Below are 16,457 nucleotides of genomic sequence, written 5' to 3'. Positions count from 1 at the left end.
TTGCTGCGACTTCGGCCGTGTTCCCCCTCCACCACTCGGCTGCGCCGAGCAGTCCCCCTCCCCCGCTTGCGCGAGGGAGGAGACGCTTTGGGGTTGGCGCCTAGCTTACGCCTTCTGCAAGTGCCGCCGGCCGAGCAGCTCGGCGATCTGCACTGCGTTGAGCGCGGCCCCCTTGCGGAGATTGTCCGACACGCACCACAGCGAGAGGCCGTTCTCCACGGTCGAATCCTCGCGCACGCGGCTGACATAGGTGGCATATTCGCCGACGCACTCGATCGGGGTGACATAGCCACCATTCTCGCGCTTATCGACCAGCATGATCCCCGGCGCCTCGCGCAAGATGTTCTGTGCCTCCTCGGCCGAGATCTCGTTCTCGAACTCGATGTTGATCGCCTCGGAATGGCCGACGAACACCGGCACGCGCACGCAGGTCGCGGTCACCTTGACCTTGGGGTCGAGGATCTTCTTGGTCTCGGCGACCATCTTGAACTCTTCCTTGGTCGAGCCGTCGTCGAGGAAGCTGTCGATGTGCGGGATCACGTTAAAAGCGATCTGCTTGGTGAACTTGGCCGGTTCCACCTGGTCGCCGACGAAGATGGCGCGGCTCTGGTTGAACAGCTCGTCCATGCCCGCCTTGCCCGCGCCCGACACCGACTGGTAGGTCGCGACCACCACGCGCTTGATCTTGGCGGCATCGTGCAGCGGCTTGAGCGCCACCACCATCTGCGCGGTCGAGCAGTTCGGGTTGGCGATGATGTTGCGCGCCTTGTAGCCGTCGATCGCCTCGGGATTCACTTCCGGCACGATCAGCGGAATGTCCGGGTCCATGCGGTAGAGCGAGGCATTGTCGATCACCGTGCAGCCCGCGGCGGCGAACTTGGGCGCATAGATCGCGCTGCCTTCGGAGCCGATCGCGAACAGCGCCATGTCCCAGCCGGTGGGATCGAAATGCTCGATATTCTGGACCTTGTACTGTTTGCCGGTCTCGCCGAAGTCCACCATGTCGCCGGTCGAGCGCGACGACGCCAGCACGGCGAGCTCGTCGATCGGGAATTCCCGTTCGGCCAGGATGTTGAGCATTTCGCGACCGACATTGCCGGTGGCGCCTGCGACGACGACACGGTAGCCCATTTGTACCTCTTTCTTGCCCACGCCAGCACATGCGGCGGGAAGGCTCTTTAGTGGGGAGGGAGGGTGGAATGCACCAGCATTCCGCTGCTTCGCTGCAGAAACCGCAGCTTTCGCGCCCGGTTTACGGGCGCGGTGTAATTCGCGTGGTAGTGGCGCGTTTTCGAAGCATCGCGGCACCCGCTAGCAGAAACATGCTTGCGTGGCGAGCCCCTTTTTGCGCAACTTCATGCCGCGGCCAGGGCGCCCTCCGGCTCGGCGGGACGCGGCCGACGGAACGGCTGCCAGCGGACATAGGCGAGCGAGCGCCATGCCCATTCCATCGGCCCCATCGCGAAAGCGCGCAGCCAGAGATTGGCGAGCACCACCTCGAGCACCAGCACCGCCAGCGCGACGCCGTAGAGCCCGCTCCAGCTGAGCTTGGCCCACAGCCCCGGGCCCCAGGGGGCGAACAGGATGTAGATGGCGATGAACTGCTGGAGGAAATAGAGCGAGAAGGCGGTGCGCCCCGCCGCCTTGAACGGCGCCAGGATCGCCTGCCCCGCGCCGCTGCGCACCGCCAGGTTGACCAGCGCGACATGGCCGATCGAGACCAGCACCCGCGCCGGCTCCTGCGTGATCCAGAAGCTGTGGACGATCGGCACCGGCGTCAGCGCCTCGTGCGCGCCGATCGCGCGAGCGAGCATGCCGGGCACATAACAGCAGACCAGCAGGATCGCGTAGAAGCGCGTGCTGCGCCCGCCCTGCACGACCCGCCACTTCCACAAGGCGATGCCGATCAGCATCATGCAAAAGGCCTCGGCGATCGACAGGCCAAGCTCGGGGAATAGGAACTCGAAATAGAAGCCGATGTTCATGCCCGCATAGGCGAGGAAGCTGCCGGCATGGCCCTTCTTCTCCATCTCGCGGATCTTCTTGGCTTCCTCGCCGCCCGTGGCACGGCGTTCGAGCAGCTTCTGCCAGTCTTCGTGCTTGGTCTGCTCGGCCTTGGTCAGCGGCCGGTGGGCGGCGACCTTCTTCTCGATCGCCGGCGCCGCCGCGACCAGGGCGGCGCGCTCGACATAGATCGGCACGCCGGTCACCGCCATGCCGAGCGCGAAGAGCGACCCCAGCGCCAGCAGGACGCGCGGCCCCAGCAGCCGGAACGGAAACAGGAACAAGGCGGCCAGCGCATAGACATGAAGGATGTCGCCGGTCCACAGGAAGACGAAGATGTCGAGCAGGCCGAAGCCGAGCAACCACAGGTTGCGCCGCCAGTAGAGATCGGCAACCGCCACCGGCCCGTCCGGTCGCATCGCCCGCGCGGCGAGCACCATCAGGCCGCAGCCGAACAGGATCTCCAGCACGCCGCGCTGCGTGCCCTCCAGCGCGACCTGCACGAACGCCCAGCTCCACTGATCGAGCGGTGCCCAGCCGAGGATCTGCGGGCGGTTGAGCATCGCCACCGCCGTCTGACCTTCGAACGGCATGTTCATGAAAAAGATACCGAGGATGGCCAATCCCCGCAAAATATCGAGGATATCGATACGCGCAGCACCCCGCACCGGCGCAAGTTGCGTGCCTGCATCTGCAGCCATGGCCCACCCTCATCCTAAGACGAGGGTGAGCCTAGACTTTGGGGTTCTGCGAGTCGAGTCCGAAGGACCGTGGTCAGAAGCTCGCCCATTCCTCGACATCGGCGCCGACTGCCTTGACCGAGCTGATCGAGGCCGAATGCGCCGGGGTGGAGGCTACCGGCAGCGCATGCACCCGCGAGCGAGCCGGCTTGCGGCCGGCGCGGCTGCCGGCGTTGAACCGCGATGCCTGTTCGGTGAGCGAGGTGACCTCGCTGCTGAGGTTGCGGGCTGCGGCCGAGGTCTGCTCCACCATCGCGGCGTTCTGCTGGGTGGTCTGGTCGATGCTGTTCACCGCCGTCGCCACCTGGGTGACCGCCGTCGCCTGCACCTGGTTGTCCTTCGCCATCACTTCGAGCAGCGAATGCACCTCGTTCACGTCGCCGACGATCGCGCCCAGCGCGCTGTCGACGCGGCGGACCATGTCGACGGCGGCGTTGATGTCGGTCTGCGTCGCGGTCAGCTGGTCGCGGGCGCGGCCGGCTTCCTCTTCGGCGCGCATCGCCAGGGCGGAGACGAGATCGGCGACGACGGCGAAACCACGGCCCGCCTCGCCCGCACGCCCGGCCTCGACGGCCGCGTTCATCGCCAGAACCCGGGTCTGGAAGGCGATCTTGTCGAGGCCCTCGATGACGTTGTCGATGCCCTTGGCGCTTTCGGAGACGCGGGTCATCGCCTGCATCGCTTCGTCGGCAACGCTGCGGCCCGAGTCGACCACGCCGATCGCACCGGTGGCGCGCTCCACGGTCTTGGTCGCGGCGGTGGCGGTTGCCTTGATGCGCTGGTCCATCTGGCTGACGGCAGCCGAGGTTTCCTCCAGGCTGGCGGCGGCGCCTTCGGTGCGGCGGGCAAGGTCTTCGCTCGCCTGGGCGATTTCGGCCGAGCCGGTCGAGATCGTCTCGGCGCTCTCGATCACCGCGGCGATCAGTTCGCGCAGCGAGGAGACCGCGGCGTTGAAGTTCTGCTTCAGCCCTTCATATTCGGTGTCGAAGCGCGTCTCGATGGTGGCGGTCAGGTCGCCGCCGGCGAGCTTGCCCAGGCGATCCTCGAGCGTCTCGACGACCAGCTGCTGCGCCGCATCGGCGCGGCGCTTGGCTTCGGCGAGCTCTTCCTGGCGCAGCGCGGCTTCCTTGAAGACCAGCACGGACTTGGCCATGGCGCCCACTTCGTCGAGGCGCTCGGTGCCCGGCACGTCGACGTGATTTTCGCCGCCGGCCAGCGCACGCATCGAATCCTGCAGGCGGCTGAGCGGCGCGGCGATCTGCGAGCGGGTGACGAAAATCGCCAGGCCCATGCTCGCCGCAACTGCCGCCAGTGCGATGCCGAGCAGCGTGATCCCGGCCGTCACCACACTGGCAGAGAGCGCGGTAGACTGTTTGTTGGCGTCCGCGACGCGACCGTCATTGAAGGCCTTGATCGTCTTCGTGAACGCGGTGGCGATATCATCCGCCTTGGCGAGGAGCGCCTTCGCCTCGACATCGTTGTTCTGCAACCCCTGTGCCAACGCCGGCGCGACCGCAGCCTGCAGTCCGTCCAGGCCGCTGCGGATCGCCGCCAGGTTCGCTTTCCCCTTCTCGGTCGCCTCGACCTCGTTCAGGTAATCGCTTGCCTGCTTGTACGCGGCAGCCTCATCCGCCGCCGCCTTCTTGGCCGCGTCGGACGTGCCCTCGTACACCAGCGTCTTGTACGCCGCATACATCATCGTCTGGGTGAGCCGATTGACGCGGATGAGCTTGGCCGTGTCTGGGTGAACCACGTCCGTCAACTGCGAATAGTTCGCGTCGACCGTGTTCAACACGCTGCGGCCATACCAGGCGACCCCCAGGGTGACGATACCAAGCAAGCCCAACATCATTATGATCTTGAACTGGATTTTCAGGTTGGCCAGGAATTGCACGGCGACATCCTCCTAGGCGCCCCAGAAGGCGCGCAGTTATTCTCCCCGCCTATTATAGAATAGAGGCGCGCTGCCCGGCCGCAGCGCGCCTCCCGGTCTTCTACGTATCTGCAAACGAACGCAGGCGTTTACTTGGCTAGCGCGCGATCGAGGAAACCCAGAATGGTGTTCCACAGATGCTCGCTGATGCCCGGCCCGCCGACGCGGTGCGTCTGGCCCGGATAGAGCATCATCTCGAACGGCACCTGCTGCTGCTGCAACGCCGCGTACATCGCGGTGCCGTTCTCCAGCACGACATTGTCGTCGGACATGCCGTGGATCATCAGCAGCGGATCGGCGATCTTCGCCGCATCACCCAGCGTGCTGGAGGCCTTGTACGCCGCCGGCACCTGGCGCGGATCGCCCATGTAGCGCTCGGTATAATGGGTGTCGTACAGCTCCCACTTGGTCACCGGCGCGCCGGACACGCCGGCGGCGAAGGTGCCGGGCGCCGCTTCGAGCATCTTCAGCGTCATATAGCCGCCATAGGACCAGCCATAGGTGGCGATGCGCTTGGGATCGACGAAGGGCAGCGACTTGAGGTAGGCGGCGCCGGCCAGCTGGTCCTGCACTTCCACGCTGCCCATTGCGTGCCAGATCGCGCTTTCGAACGCGACGCCGCGATTGGCCGAGCCGCGATTGTCGATCTGGAACCAGATATAGCCGTGCTGCACCAGATATTGCTGGAGCGCCCCGCCCCAAGCGCGGCTCACCGTCTGCGAGTGCGGGCCGCCATAATGCTGGAAGAACACCGGATAGCGCTTGCCCGGCTCCAGCTTGGGGGTGATCATCTCCCAGTGCAGCTCGGTGCCGTCCGGGCCCTTGACGGTGCCGAAGCTGCGCTCGCGATGCGCGGCGAGATAGGCATGGTACGGATGCTGGGCGTCGCTGACCGCATTTTCCTGCACCCAGGCGATCCGCTTGCCATCGGCGTCAGCGAGATAGACCTGGCGCGGCTGGTTCGGGTTCGAGCGGCTGACGATTGCCCGCGTGCCGCTCGCGTCCATGCTGGCCGCATTCCACCAGCCGCGCTCGGTCAGCCGGGTGATCGCGGCAGGCTTGCGGTAATCGATCCAGTAGAGGTGCCGCTCGAGCACATCGTCCTTGTTGCCCTGGAAGTAGAGGCGGCCGCGCTTCTGGTCGACGGTGATGCCGTCGGGCGAGACTTCCCACGGCCCCTTGGTCAGCTGGGTGAACGTGCCTGCCTGCCAGCGATAGAGATGGCCGTGCCCGTCGCGCTCCGACCACCAGATCAGGCTGCCGTCGTCGAGCGGCTTGAAGCTGTAGCTGAGGTTGATCCAGCTGTTCGGCGCGGCCTTCTCGCTGAACAGCACCCGCGAGCTACCGCTCGCGGGATCGACGGCGAGCAGATCGAGCTGGGTCTGCGCCCGGTTCTCGCGCTGGACGTAGAGCGTCTTGCCGTCGGCGCTCCAGTCGACGCGCGCGAGGTAGATGTCGCGGTCGGCGCCAAGATCCACCTTGACCCGCGTCTGCCCGGTGGGATCGAGCACATAGAGATCGACCAGCGCGTTCGCCGTGCCCGCCTTGGGATAGCGCTGCTGGACGATGCTGGTGCCCTCCGCGCCGATCGCCGCGCGGGTGACGATGCCGACCGGTGCCTCGTCGAACCGCTCGACCGCGACATAGCGATCGTCGGGCGACCACCAATAGCCGTCGGTCCGCGCCATTTCCTCCTGCGCGACGAACTCGGCCTCGCCCCAATGCACCGTGCCGGCGCCATCGGTGGTGATGCGCGTGACCTGGCGGCTGGCCAGGTTCATCACCACGAGGTTCTGGTCCTGGACATAGCTGGCGAAGGTGCCCGCCGGGCTGAGCGCAGCGTTGAGCTTCGGGCCGGCGGCGGCGGGCAGCTTCTCCACCTCGCCGGTCAGCCGGGCACGGAACAGCTCGCCGTCCAGCGGCACCAGGATCGAATGCCCGTCGGGCGCCCAGTCATAGGCGACGATGCCCTTGGTGCCGCCGATTCGCGCGCGCTCGCGCTGCATCTTCTCCGCTTCGGACAGCGCCGCGCCCGAGCCGAGCGTCTTCGAATCGACCAGCATCCGCCATTTGCCATTGGCGGTATCCATCGCCCACAGATCGTAGCGCTCGCGATCGTCGTCGCGGTTGCGCAGCAGGGTGAGATACTTGCCGTCCGGCGACAGCTGCACTGCGCGCGGGGCCGGGCCATCCAGCGCGGGGCTCGAAAAGATCCGTTGCAGCGTCAGCGCCTCGGCCGGCTGCGCCTGCGCGGCAGCATCAGCCATGCCCAACCCCATCGCGATCGCCGCCCCGGCAACGCCCAGCATCCATTTGCGCATCCAACACTCCGCCTCCCGGCACCCAATGGCCGACTCGGAGAGGGTTTATCGCCCCGGGGCGGCGCGTAAAGGGGCCGATATCGGCGCATGCAGGTTAAACGCCACCCCAGCGGCGCCGGTAGCGCCAGCCGGGCGGCGGTCAGGAAGAACTCATCAAGTCACTGACAGAAAATTGGAATTCGCTTGAACGTCTAATATCTTCATGATCGTGCATAAACATACTCGACGACGCCCGAAAAGATGTTAAGATGCGGTTCACCTACTCGTTCGCAGAAGTCGACGGGCCGATTTAGCTGCGGAGCGGTCGCACTTGATCGATGAGGAGCGGTAACCGCATGTCGTTGGATGGTCTGGCTACGATCCGTACCAATGTTCCGGTGGCCTGTGCTGCGCGGTTGTTACAGCAATGGCCGCGATCGGCGCTGCTGACGCCCGCCGATATCGGCCTCGGCACGGACAAGGACTCGGCATCCAGTTTTCTCGCTATCGTCGAGGCACTTAGCGATGCCGGCTATCTTTCCTACGAGGCGCTCATCTTCAACGCCGAAGGGCCGATGCTGATCGATGCGGCGCTCACGGCGCGGGGACGCGCGATGCTGGTGCAATGGACGGAATCGCCGCACTGAACCGCAGCATGCCGGCTTTTCGCGCGCCTCAATGCACGCTGCGCAGATCCGCGTCGAGCTGCCCGGCCAGCGCCTGCAGCAGCGCGACATCGGCATCGCTGAACCGGCGCTCCTCGCGGCCCAACACCGCCAGCGCGCCAATCCGGTGACCATTCTGCCACAATGGCACGGAGAGCTGGCTGCAATAGCCGCTCTTGAGCGCGTCAAGCGGATTGGCGAGGTCGCGCGCAGATTCGCCCGACTCGACGCCGTCCACCGATGCCATGACGGTACGCTGCAGCGTCTGGAGAACCGCCACGTCACCGCGGAGAAGCGCCACCGCGGCACGCGCAACTCGAACCTCAACCTGCCCGGATTCGCTGGCGATCAGCGGTTCCCCGCACGCGCCCGCTGCCCAGTCGGCCATGCGCCAACGCGACATCACAACTTCCTAACCAATGCTTTGATGCAATCGTTAAGCTTCCTATGCCGCATGGCCTTAGGCGGACAGTACGGAAATCTACCAAGTACGCATTCCAACGCTCGCGCCGCCTACCGCGCGCGCCTGTTTCAATTCGAGACGTGCCCAAAAGTTATCAACTGCTTAATTCGTTTCGGATCCAAACCACATCTAGGCAAGTTTTGCCTAGCGCGGTAAAAGATGCGCAACAGCAGCGACGCGCAGACGCAAACACCGATTCGGTTGCTGGCGCGCGTACGAATGTTGCGGGGACGGCCGAGAGTCGCTGGCAAAGTCCCGACACATGCAGTTTGAGGGATTCGGGACGAGTCACTTCGTGGCTCTCCTTCCGCTCTCGAAAATTGCGCCGTGAATTTGAGGAGGACGTGATGCCGTTGAGCGGGGATGGTAACGAGGCGCTCAGTGCGCTCGATCCGCGCTGCATCACTGCGATCGCTGGCGCGCTCCAGCAGAGCTGGCCGGGCAGCGCCACGCTCAACCCCGCCAATCTCGGCCTCGATGCGTCGCTCGACCGGCACCACGCCTTCCTCTCGGCCATCCAGGGCCTATGTGACCGCGGCCTGCTTGCCTATGAGGCGCTGCTGATCGGCATCGGCGGTCCGGAGGTCCGCGACGCGACGTTGACCGCCCGCGGCCGCGCCCTGCTGCAGAATAAGCGCTTCCGCGCCGCGGCCTGATACCCACCACCGGATCGATGTCGATGCGCCCGGACGATGCCGTCCTGGGCGCATTCCCGTTGGTGCTGCGCCGGCGGCACGGCATAGCCCGTCACGAAAAAGGGCGTGTGAACCGGCTGGTCCACACGCCCTTTCGCGTTCCTGGGAAGGCCAGCCTTATTCGGCGGCCTGCGCCTCGGTGCGGGTGTCGCGGCGCTCGGCGATACGCGCCGACTTGCCGGTACGACCACGCAGATAGTAGAGCTTCGCACGACGCACGACACCGCGACGCACGACCTCGATCGAATCGATGTTCGGCGAATAGAGCGGGAATACGCGCTCCACGCCTTCACCGAACGAGATCTTGCGGACGGTGAAGTTCGAACCCATGCCCTTGTTGGCGCGCGCGATGCACACGCCTTCGAAGTTCTGCACGCGGGTACGATCGCCTTCGACGACCTTCACACCGATGCGGACGGTGTCGCCCGGGCGGAATTCCGGAATCTTCTTGGCTTCGTTGAACTTGGCAATCTGCTCGGCTTCGAGCGTCTGGATGAGGTTCATCTCAGTCAGTCCCATGTTTTCGCCGCGCGCCAGAGGGAGACTGGACCCGAACGCCCTCATGGCGTTCCCAAAGGTCTGGCCTCCTTAGCCGTGTATCGGTCTCCGCCATGGCTCTGCGCCAGGCTTCGATCCTCGCATGATCCCCCGATCGCAGCACTTCGGGGATCGTGCGCCCTTCCCATTCGACAGGTCGGGTATATTGCGGATATTCGAGCAGCCCCGTTTCGAAGCTCTCGTCCATGCCGCTGGAAGCCGCGCCCATTACGCCGGGAACGAGCCGAATGCAAGCATCGAGCAGCGTCAGCGCCGCCATTTCGCCGCCCGAGAGGATATAATCGCCGATCGAGACTTCCTCGATGTCGCGGGCCGCGAAAATGCGCTCGTCAAAACCTTCGAACCGGCCGCACAGCACGATCGCGCCCGGACCCGCCGCAAGCGCGCGCACGCGGTCCTGGGTGAGCGGGCGGCCGCGCGGCGTCATCGCTAGCAGCGGGCGGCCTTCCCGCGCGACGCTGTCGATCGCGGCCGCCACCACATCGGCGCGCAGCACCATCCCTGCCCCGCCCCCCGCCGGGGTGTCGTCGACCGAACGATGCTTGTCGGTGGCGAAATCGCGGATCTGCACCGTCTCCAGCGACCACAGCCCCTCGCGCAGCCCGCGCCCGGCAAGCGAGATGCCGAGCGGGCCAGGAAACATCTCGGGATACAGCGTCACGATGGTGGCAGCGAAGGTCACAGCGTCCAGTTCTCGAGCTTGAGGTTCGGGATGTCGGCGAAATCCCGTTCGTTGTTGGTGATCAGCGTCAGCCCGGCGGCCAGCGCCTGCGCCGCGATCAGCCGGTCCAGCCGCGCCCGGCGGAACGGCAGGCGGGCATAGGCTTCGGCAGCGGCGGCGTCGAAGGGTAATAATGCGACGTCGCGCAGAAATCCTTGCAAGGCACGCTCCGCCTCCGGTCCGCGAATGCCGAGGCGCACCTCGGCATAGCTGATCGCGGAGACCGTCAGGCTACCCCGCGCTTGGTGCCGCACGCGCGCGTTGAGCGGTGCCACCGCCCCCTGGAGCAGATAGATGCAGATATTGCTGTCGAGCAGGAAGAGGGGTTCAGCCATCGCGCCGCAGCTTGCGGAGATCCCAGTCGAGCTCGCGCTCTTCCAGTTCTCGATCCTCGTCGGGGATGGGCTTGAGATACGGGATGGCGCCGATCCAATCCCCCCCGATCCGCGCCTCGCCGTCCACCGGCTCGACCGAGAACCCGCGACGTTCCTCGCGCAGCACCACTTCGGCGCCCTCCTTCAGGCCCAGCGCCTTGGGCAGGCGTAGCGCCAGCGAATTGCCCGACTTGAAGATCTTGGCGCGATATTCCTCGCCCATGCGTCGCCTCCGTATATACGCCCTGTATATACAATCAGCCCTCAGCGCAATCCGGGCTCAGAACCAATCCTCGATCCGCAGCCCGGGCACGGCGCGGAAATCGCGTCCATTATGGGTTACGAGCGCGGCGCCGAGCGCCAGCGCATGCGCGGCGATCAATCGATCGTGGCGGCCGCGTGCCGCGCGGGCGCCGGGAAAGGCACGTGCCGCCGCCGAGTCGAACGGGAGCACCGGCAGCCTTGCGAGCAACGCGTCGAGCGCCGCGGCGGGCGCCGCGCCCGCCATCAGTTCGGCAAGGCTGATCGCCGAGAGAGCGATCGTCCCCGCCCCCGCGGCCGCGATCCGCTTCGCCACGGGCGCGCCGCCGCCGCGCAACAGGCGGATGCAGACACAGGTGTCGAGCAGATAGTCTGGCGCAACCATGGCCCGCCCCTAGCACCGGGCGGCGGAACCTGTCGCGCCTCCAAGCGCTGGCGCGAAATGGACGATTGCATCATCATCGGCGGCGGACCGGCGGGGCTTACCGCAGCCATCTATCTCAGCCGCTATCATCTGAAGATCCGCCTGTTCGATTGCGGATCGAGCCGCGCCGCGCTGATTCCCTGTACCCATAACCATGCCGGCTATCCGGAGGGCATTTCCGGCCTCGACCTGCTCGCCGCGATGCGCGCCCAGGCCGAGAAATACGGGACCGTGCGCGAGGCGGCGAAGGTCACGGGTCTTCGGGTGCAGGATGGCGGGTTCGCGGCGTGGATCGGCAACCGCGAAGTGCGCGCGCGATCCGTGTTGTTGGCAACCGGCGTCGTCAATCACCGCCCGCCAATGCCCGACGCCCTGCACGATGCCGCGCTGGCGCGGGGGCAGATCCGCTATTGCCCGGTGTGCGACGGCTATGAAGTGACCGACAGGCGCGTTGCGGTCTACGGCACCGGCGAACACGGCGCGCGCGAGGCGCTGTTCGTGCGCAGCTTCACCAAGGACGTGACGCTGATCGCCCCCGATCGCCATACGCTGCCCGCCGAACAACTGGCGGCGCTCGACGCCGCAGGCATTGCCTGCATCAACGGCCCGGCTACCGGCTGGGCGCTGGAAGACGGGCGGATCGCGCTATCCACGGCCGCCGGCCGGCTGGCGTTCGACAGCCTCTATCCCGCGCTCGGCTCGCACATCCGATCGGAGCTAGCCGTCGAGGCGGGCGCCCGCGCCGACTCCAGCGGCTGCCTCGAGGTCGACGACCACCAGCGCACCTCGCTCCCCGGCCTGTTCGCCGCCGGCGACGTCGCCAAGGGGCTCGACCAGATCAGCCATGCGATGGGCGAAGCGGGCGTCGCGGCGACGACGATCCGCAACATGCTCAACGCCGAGGCGCCGCTCTGGCGCTAGGCAGGATCAGTCCGCGATCCGCGTCAGCACCATGTCGCGCCCGCGGAACCGGCGGATCGTCATGGTCATGCCCGTGCCGTTGGCGGTGAAGCGCAGCCCGAAGCTGCCCTGGTGCGAACCGCTAAAGGCATTGGCGATCGTCGGCGTCAGCGGCTTCACCGTGCCGTCGAGCAAGCGGAGCGCAATGCCGTTCCCGGCGGACTCGACGCGGATCACACCGTCGAACTGCGGATGGCGATACAGGCCGAGATAGGACCGCAGCGTCGCCTGGTCCGGCGTCACGGGGGTGAAGCGACGGAAGGATTCGTCGGCGCGGGCGGGATTATGCTCGCGCAGCCCCGTGCCTTCGACTTCATATTCGGTGTCCACCAGCGCATATCGCCCGTGACCAACCCGGACAAGCGCCTCGCTATATCCGCCGCTCCGATAATAGAGGCGCCCTTCGCGCGCCTCGATCGCGAAGCTCCTGTCGCGCGCGTCGATGTAGCTACCGACGAGCGCGCCGTCCTCCGCCACGGTCGCTTGGGGCGGCTTCGGTGCAGCCTTGTCTGCGAGCACGATGTCGGCGAGGTCGCGGATGGTGAAATAGGTGTCGAGGTCGTCGCGGTTGCAGAGGATCGCCATGCCGATCCCGGCATCGGGATAGCTCATGATATCGGTCGCAACCCCGTCCGCCGTCCCGTTATGCTCATACAGCCGCATGCCGCGATACGGCATCAATTCCAAGCCGAGACCATAGGCAACCGGCTCGCCATTGTTCAGCCGTCCCGGCGTCAGCATCTTCGCGATCAGCGCCTTGCCGCCCACCGCGCCGCTGCGCAGATTGGCTTCCCAGCGCGCCAGGTCGCGGATGCTCGACTTCACGCCCCAGCCGCCGAGATCGGCGATCGACACGATCGTCAGCAGCGGCACGCCTGCTTGGTTGAGTTGATACGGATAGGCGCGGTTCGGCGCAGGCTCGCGCTCTTGCGACACCTGGGTTTCCGTCATGCCCAGCGGCAGGAACACGCGTTCGCGCATATAGCGCGCGAAGGACATGCCGCTCACCCGCTCGATCACGACCGAGGCCAGGCCATAGGGCACGTCGCCATAGCTGAAATCGTCGCCGCTCGGGAACATCAGCGCGGTGTCGCGCTGCAGATAGCGCATGCGCTGGGCGGCATCGACATGCTCGATGCCCGGGCTCTGCAGGAAAAAGGCATAGTTGAGATAGGGCGGCAGCCCGCCCATATGGTGCAGCCCCTGCTCGAAGGTGACCGCGTGCGCGAAGGCAGGCAGTTCGGGCAGATATTTGGCGTAGGGATCGCTGAGCTTCAGCTTGCCCTCTGCCTCGAGCAACAGCAGGCCGAAAGCAGTGAACTGCTTCGTGATGGAGCCGACCTCGAAGATCGTGTCGGGCGTGATCGGCCGGTGATCGTCGACATTGGCGGCGCCGAAGCCCCGCGCATGCAGCAACGTGCCGTCGCGGAACAAGCCATAGGCGCAGCCCGGCATGTCGAGCCGGTCATAGGCAGCAAACAAGGCGTCCGCTTTTGCCCAGTCCTGTGCTTCCACCCGCATCGGCGAGAAGACCAAGCCAAGCATGGCCGCAAGAGAAAGAATTCGCCGCATCGGTCAATCGCCCCCGCAATTGCCGGCCAATAGGCCCCCATCACCTATGTATAGGGGAATCATGACGGTCCCGCGACGGATATCGCGCGACGGACTTCAGGAATCGATGAAAGCGCTCGCCACGACGAGCCTGGTCTCATCCCAGTTCGGCACCGCCTCGGGCCGCATCGGCACCATGAAGCGCTTGCCGTCGGGGCGTTCGATCTCGATCACGTCGCCCGCGCCATAATCGTCGATCGCGACGACGCGGCCAAGGTCTGCCCCATCCTCGCCCACCACCGGCAGGTCGAGCAGGTCGATATGATAATATTCGCCCTCGCCCAGCGGCGGGAGGGCGGAACGCGGCACCGTCAGTTCGGTGCCGCGCAGTGCCTCGGCGGCATTGCGGTCGGCCACTTCGGCGAAGCGGGCGATCACGCCATTGGATCCCCCGCGCACCGACTTGAGCGTCAGTTTGCCGCCGTTGAAGCTCTTGTGCGCCGCCAGATCCTCGGCGAACACCTTCAGCCGCACCTCGCCGGCGATGCCGTGCGCACCGATCACGGCGGCAAGCGTCACCGGGCGATCGCCGCGGTTCGAGGGAGCGGAAGGTTCTGCCATGATGGGGATCTGCGACGCACAAGCCATCCCTCCCGTGCGTAACGGGAGGGACGTTCAGCCTCAGGCCTCGGCAGCCTCTTCGGCCGGCGCGGCAGCAGCTTCGGCGGCTGCCTTGGCCTTCTCGGCACGCTCCTCGGCGCGCTCCTTGGCCTTCTCGCCCGGAACCGCCTTGTTCGGGTTGTTGCGGGCCGCACGCTCCTTGAGGCCGGCCGCATCGAGGAAGCGGGCGACGCGGTCGGTCGGCTGCGCGCCGACGCCGAGCCAGTAGGTCGCGCGGTCACCGTCCAACTTCACGCGCTCGGGCGAGTCCTTGGCGAGCAGCGGGTTGTAGGTGCCGATCTTCTCGATGAACTTGCCGTCGCGGGGCGCACGGGCGTCGGCAACGACGATCCGATAGTACGGGCGCTTCTTGGAGCCGCCGCGCGACAGACGCATGGAGAGAGCCATTCTACTTCACTTCCTTCTAGAGATACGATTGAAACAGGTTGAACTAAATTACTTCTTCTTCAGCAAATTCTCGAAGCCCGGCGGCAGCTTGGCGCCGCCCGGCAGACCCGGCAGGCCGGCGCCCACCTTGTCCATCATCTCGCCCATCTCGGCGCCGCCGAGCGCGCTGCCGATGCCGCCCATGCCGCCGCCCGGGCCGCCCTTGGCGAGCATGCCCAGCATGCCCTTCAGGCCGCCCATCTTCTTCAGGCGCTTCATCGCGGTCTGCATCTCCTGATGCATCTTGATGAGCTTGTTGACGTCCTGCACGGTCAGGCCGCTGCCCTTGGCGATGCGGATCTTGCGCTTGGCGTTGAGCAGCTCGGGCTTGGCGCGCTCCTTCGGCGTCATCGAGCTGATGATCGCGTCCATCCGCAGCAGCACCTTGTCGCCGCCGACCTGGTCGACCGCGGCCTGCGCCTTCTTCATGCCGGGGATCATGCCCGCCAGCGCGCTGATGCCGCCCATCTTGCGCATCTGCGCCAACTGGGCGCGCAGGTCGTTCATGTCGAACTGGCCCTTGGCGAGCCGGTTCGCCATGCGCTCGGCGTCTTCCTGCTCGATCGACGCCGCGGCGCGCTCGACCAGGCTGACCACGTCGCCCATGCCGAGAATGCGGCCGGCGACGCGCTTCGGGTGGAAGGGCTCGATCTGGTCGAGCTTCTCGCCCATGCCGGCGAACTTGATCGGCTGGCCGGTGACCGCGCGCATCGACAGCGCCGCACCGCCGCGCGCATCGCCGTCCATACGCGTCAGGATCACGCCGGTCAGCGGCACCTGCGCCGAGAAGTTGCTGGCGACGTTCACCGCGTCCTGGCCGGTGAGCGAGTCGACGACGAGCAGGATTTCCTGGGGGCGCGAGATGTCGGCGACCGCCTTCATCTCGTCCATCAGCGCCTGGTCGACGTGGAGACGGCCGGCGGTATCGAGCATCACCACGTCGAAGCCCTGGAGCTTCGCCGACTGGAGCGCACGGCGGGCGATGTCGACCGGCTGCTGGCCGGTGACGATCGGCAGCGTCGCCACTTCGGTCTGGGTGCCGAGCACCGCGAGCTGTTCCTGCGCAGCCGGACGATTGACGTCCAGCGACGCCATCATCACCTTCTTGCCCTGCTTCTTCAGCAGCTTGGCAAGCTTGGCGGTGGTGGTGGTCTTGCCCGAGCCCTGCAGGCCGACGAGCATGATCACCGCCGGCGGGGTGACGTCGATATGCAGCTCGGCAGTATCCGCGCCGAGCATATCGACCAGCGCGTCATGGACGATCTTGACGACCTGCTGGCCCGGCGTGACCGAGCGCAGCACCTGCTGGCCGACGGCCTGCTCGGTTACCTTGTCGACGAACTCGCGGGCGACGGGCAGCGCGACGTCCGCTTCTAGCAGCGCCACGCGCACTTCGCGCATCGCGGTCCGGACATCGGCCTCGCTGAGCGCGCCACGTCCGCGCAGGCGCTCGAAGACGCCGCCCAGCCGATCGCTCAAACTTTCGAACATGATGCCCAGATCACTCCAAATCAATCGTTGTTCCGCCAAACGCAAAACACGCCGGCGGACGAAACCTCGTCGGCCGGCGTCACCCCTTGGGGTGGCAAATGTTGTGCGTCCACGGAGGAACGGTGGGCCCCCTTAGCCGCAGTGGCGACGGAAAGCAACCTCTACGGATTTAACCGGATCTACACGCATGGCGTGGAAAATGCGCGCTCG

The 16,457-nt window shown here is 66.2% G+C and carries 17 protein-coding genes; 3 read left to right on the top strand and 14 right to left on the bottom strand.

The annotated features are described in order from the left end of the window. Nucleotides 1-105: 105 nt before the first annotated feature. From SAZ01S_RS02945 to SAZ01S_RS02930, 4 genes are all read right to left on the bottom strand, one after another. Nucleotides 106-1,131, bottom strand: coding sequence for an aspartate-semialdehyde dehydrogenase (locus SAZ01S_RS02945; protein WP_084579892.1), 1,026 nt, complete (start codon nucleotides 1,129-1,131; stop codon nucleotides 106-108). A 224-nt stretch (nucleotides 1,132-1,355) separates the two neighbouring features. Then, a complete protein-coding gene (locus SAZ01S_RS02940; RefSeq protein ID WP_084579890.1) occupies nucleotides 1,356-2,705 on the bottom strand; it encodes a DUF418 domain-containing protein in 1,350 nt (449 codons plus the stop codon). Between the two features lie 73 nt (nucleotides 2,706-2,778). Then, nucleotides 2,779-4,596 (bottom strand): methyl-accepting chemotaxis protein, encoded by a 1,818-nt coding sequence (locus SAZ01S_RS02935; protein ID WP_084579912.1) that lies wholly within the window; start codon nucleotides 4,594-4,596, stop codon nucleotides 2,779-2,781. Between the two features lie 170 nt (nucleotides 4,597-4,766). Then, on the bottom strand, nucleotides 4,767-6,998 hold the full coding sequence (locus SAZ01S_RS02930; RefSeq protein ID WP_084579888.1) for a S9 family peptidase: 2,232 nt from the start codon (nucleotides 6,996-6,998) through the stop codon (nucleotides 4,767-4,769). A 335-nt stretch (nucleotides 6,999-7,333) separates the two neighbouring features. Here SAZ01S_RS02930 and SAZ01S_RS02925 point away from each other — a divergent pair, with 335 nt between their 5' ends. Then, on the top strand, nucleotides 7,334-7,624 hold the full coding sequence (locus SAZ01S_RS02925; RefSeq protein ID WP_084579887.1) for a hypothetical protein: 291 nt from the start codon (nucleotides 7,334-7,336) through the stop codon (nucleotides 7,622-7,624). Between the two features lie 28 nt (nucleotides 7,625-7,652). Here SAZ01S_RS02925 and SAZ01S_RS02920 read toward each other — a convergent pair whose 3' ends face one another. Then, nucleotides 7,653-8,045: a GAF domain-containing protein gene (locus SAZ01S_RS02920; protein ID WP_245824534.1), complete on the bottom strand. Its 393-nt coding sequence runs from the start codon at nucleotides 8,043-8,045 to the stop codon at nucleotides 7,653-7,655. Nucleotides 8,046-8,452: 407 nt separating this feature from the next. On the opposite strand from SAZ01S_RS02920, the gene SAZ01S_RS02915 reads away from it, so the two are divergent. Further along, complete coding sequence (locus SAZ01S_RS02915) at nucleotides 8,453-8,761, top strand: hypothetical protein (protein ID WP_245824532.1); 309 nt, start codon at nucleotides 8,453-8,455, stop codon at nucleotides 8,759-8,761. A gap of 156 nt (nucleotides 8,762-8,917) precedes the next feature. Here the strand turns inward: SAZ01S_RS02915 and rplS are convergent, their stop codons facing one another. Genes rplS through SAZ01S_RS02890 form a run of 5 tightly spaced genes read right to left on the bottom strand, consistent with a single transcriptional unit; the run spans nucleotide 8,918 to nucleotide 11,099 of the window. Then, the gene (rplS, locus tag SAZ01S_RS02910; RefSeq protein WP_084579883.1) at nucleotides 8,918-9,304 is read right to left on the bottom strand and encodes a 50S ribosomal protein L19; all 387 of its coding nucleotides are present in this window, start codon (nucleotides 9,302-9,304) and stop codon (nucleotides 8,918-8,920) included. 1 nt (nucleotide 9,305) lies between these two features. Further along, on the bottom strand, nucleotides 9,306-10,040 hold the full coding sequence (gene trmD, locus SAZ01S_RS02905) for a tRNA (guanosine(37)-N1)-methyltransferase TrmD (RefSeq protein WP_084579881.1): 735 nt from the start codon (nucleotides 10,038-10,040) through the stop codon (nucleotides 9,306-9,308). After that, nucleotides 10,037-10,414, bottom strand: a complete 378-nt coding sequence (locus SAZ01S_RS02900) for a type II toxin-antitoxin system VapC family toxin (RefSeq protein WP_084579879.1) — start codon at nucleotides 10,412-10,414, stop codon at nucleotides 10,037-10,039. Before SAZ01S_RS02900 ends, trmD begins: the two co-directional genes overlap by 4 nt. Then, nucleotides 10,407-10,676 carry an AbrB/MazE/SpoVT family DNA-binding domain-containing protein gene (locus SAZ01S_RS02895; RefSeq protein WP_084579877.1) on the bottom strand — a complete coding sequence of 90 codons (270 nt, stop codon included), beginning with the start codon at nucleotides 10,674-10,676 and terminating at the stop codon, nucleotides 10,407-10,409. Before SAZ01S_RS02895 ends, SAZ01S_RS02900 begins: the two co-directional genes overlap by 8 nt. A 57-nt stretch (nucleotides 10,677-10,733) precedes the next feature. Further along, the gene (locus SAZ01S_RS02890) at nucleotides 10,734-11,099 is read right to left on the bottom strand and encodes a PIN domain-containing protein (protein ID WP_084579876.1); all 366 of its coding nucleotides are present in this window, start codon (nucleotides 11,097-11,099) and stop codon (nucleotides 10,734-10,736) included. 57 nt (nucleotides 11,100-11,156) lie between these two features. Here SAZ01S_RS02890 and SAZ01S_RS02885 point away from each other — a divergent pair, with 57 nt between their 5' ends. Further along, on the top strand, nucleotides 11,157-12,059 hold the full coding sequence (locus tag SAZ01S_RS02885) for an NAD(P)/FAD-dependent oxidoreductase (RefSeq protein ID WP_084579874.1): 903 nt from the start codon (nucleotides 11,157-11,159) through the stop codon (nucleotides 12,057-12,059). A gap of 6 nt (nucleotides 12,060-12,065) precedes the next feature. Here SAZ01S_RS02885 and SAZ01S_RS02880 read toward each other — a convergent pair whose 3' ends face one another. The 4 genes from SAZ01S_RS02880 to ffh all read right to left on the bottom strand — a co-directional run bounded on the left by SAZ01S_RS02880 (nucleotide 12,066) and on the right by ffh (nucleotide 16,247). Further along, the gene (locus SAZ01S_RS02880; RefSeq protein ID WP_167693051.1) at nucleotides 12,066-13,643 is read right to left on the bottom strand and encodes a serine hydrolase domain-containing protein; all 1,578 of its coding nucleotides are present in this window, start codon (nucleotides 13,641-13,643) and stop codon (nucleotides 12,066-12,068) included. A 123-nt stretch (nucleotides 13,644-13,766) separates the two neighbouring features. Continuing rightward, nucleotides 13,767-14,270, bottom strand: a complete 504-nt coding sequence (gene rimM / locus SAZ01S_RS02875; RefSeq protein WP_084579870.1) for a ribosome maturation factor RimM — start codon at nucleotides 14,268-14,270, stop codon at nucleotides 13,767-13,769. 60 nt (nucleotides 14,271-14,330) lie between these two features. Further along, a complete protein-coding gene (rpsP, locus tag SAZ01S_RS02870; protein WP_174596081.1) occupies nucleotides 14,331-14,717 on the bottom strand; it encodes a 30S ribosomal protein S16 in 387 nt (128 codons plus the stop codon). A gap of 48 nt (nucleotides 14,718-14,765) precedes the next feature. Then, nucleotides 14,766-16,247: a signal recognition particle protein gene (gene ffh, locus SAZ01S_RS02865; protein ID WP_084579867.1), complete on the bottom strand. Its 1,482-nt coding sequence runs from the start codon at nucleotides 16,245-16,247 to the stop codon at nucleotides 14,766-14,768. Nucleotides 16,248-16,457: the final 210 nt, after the last annotated feature.

Source organism: Sphingomonas azotifigens NBRC 15497, assembly GCF_002091475.1.
Lineage (GTDB): Bacteria > Pseudomonadota > Alphaproteobacteria > Sphingomonadales > Sphingomonadaceae > Sphingomonas > Sphingomonas azotifigens.
Note: the sequence above shows the minus strand (reverse complement) of the source record. Positions and strands in the feature narration are given on the sequence as shown.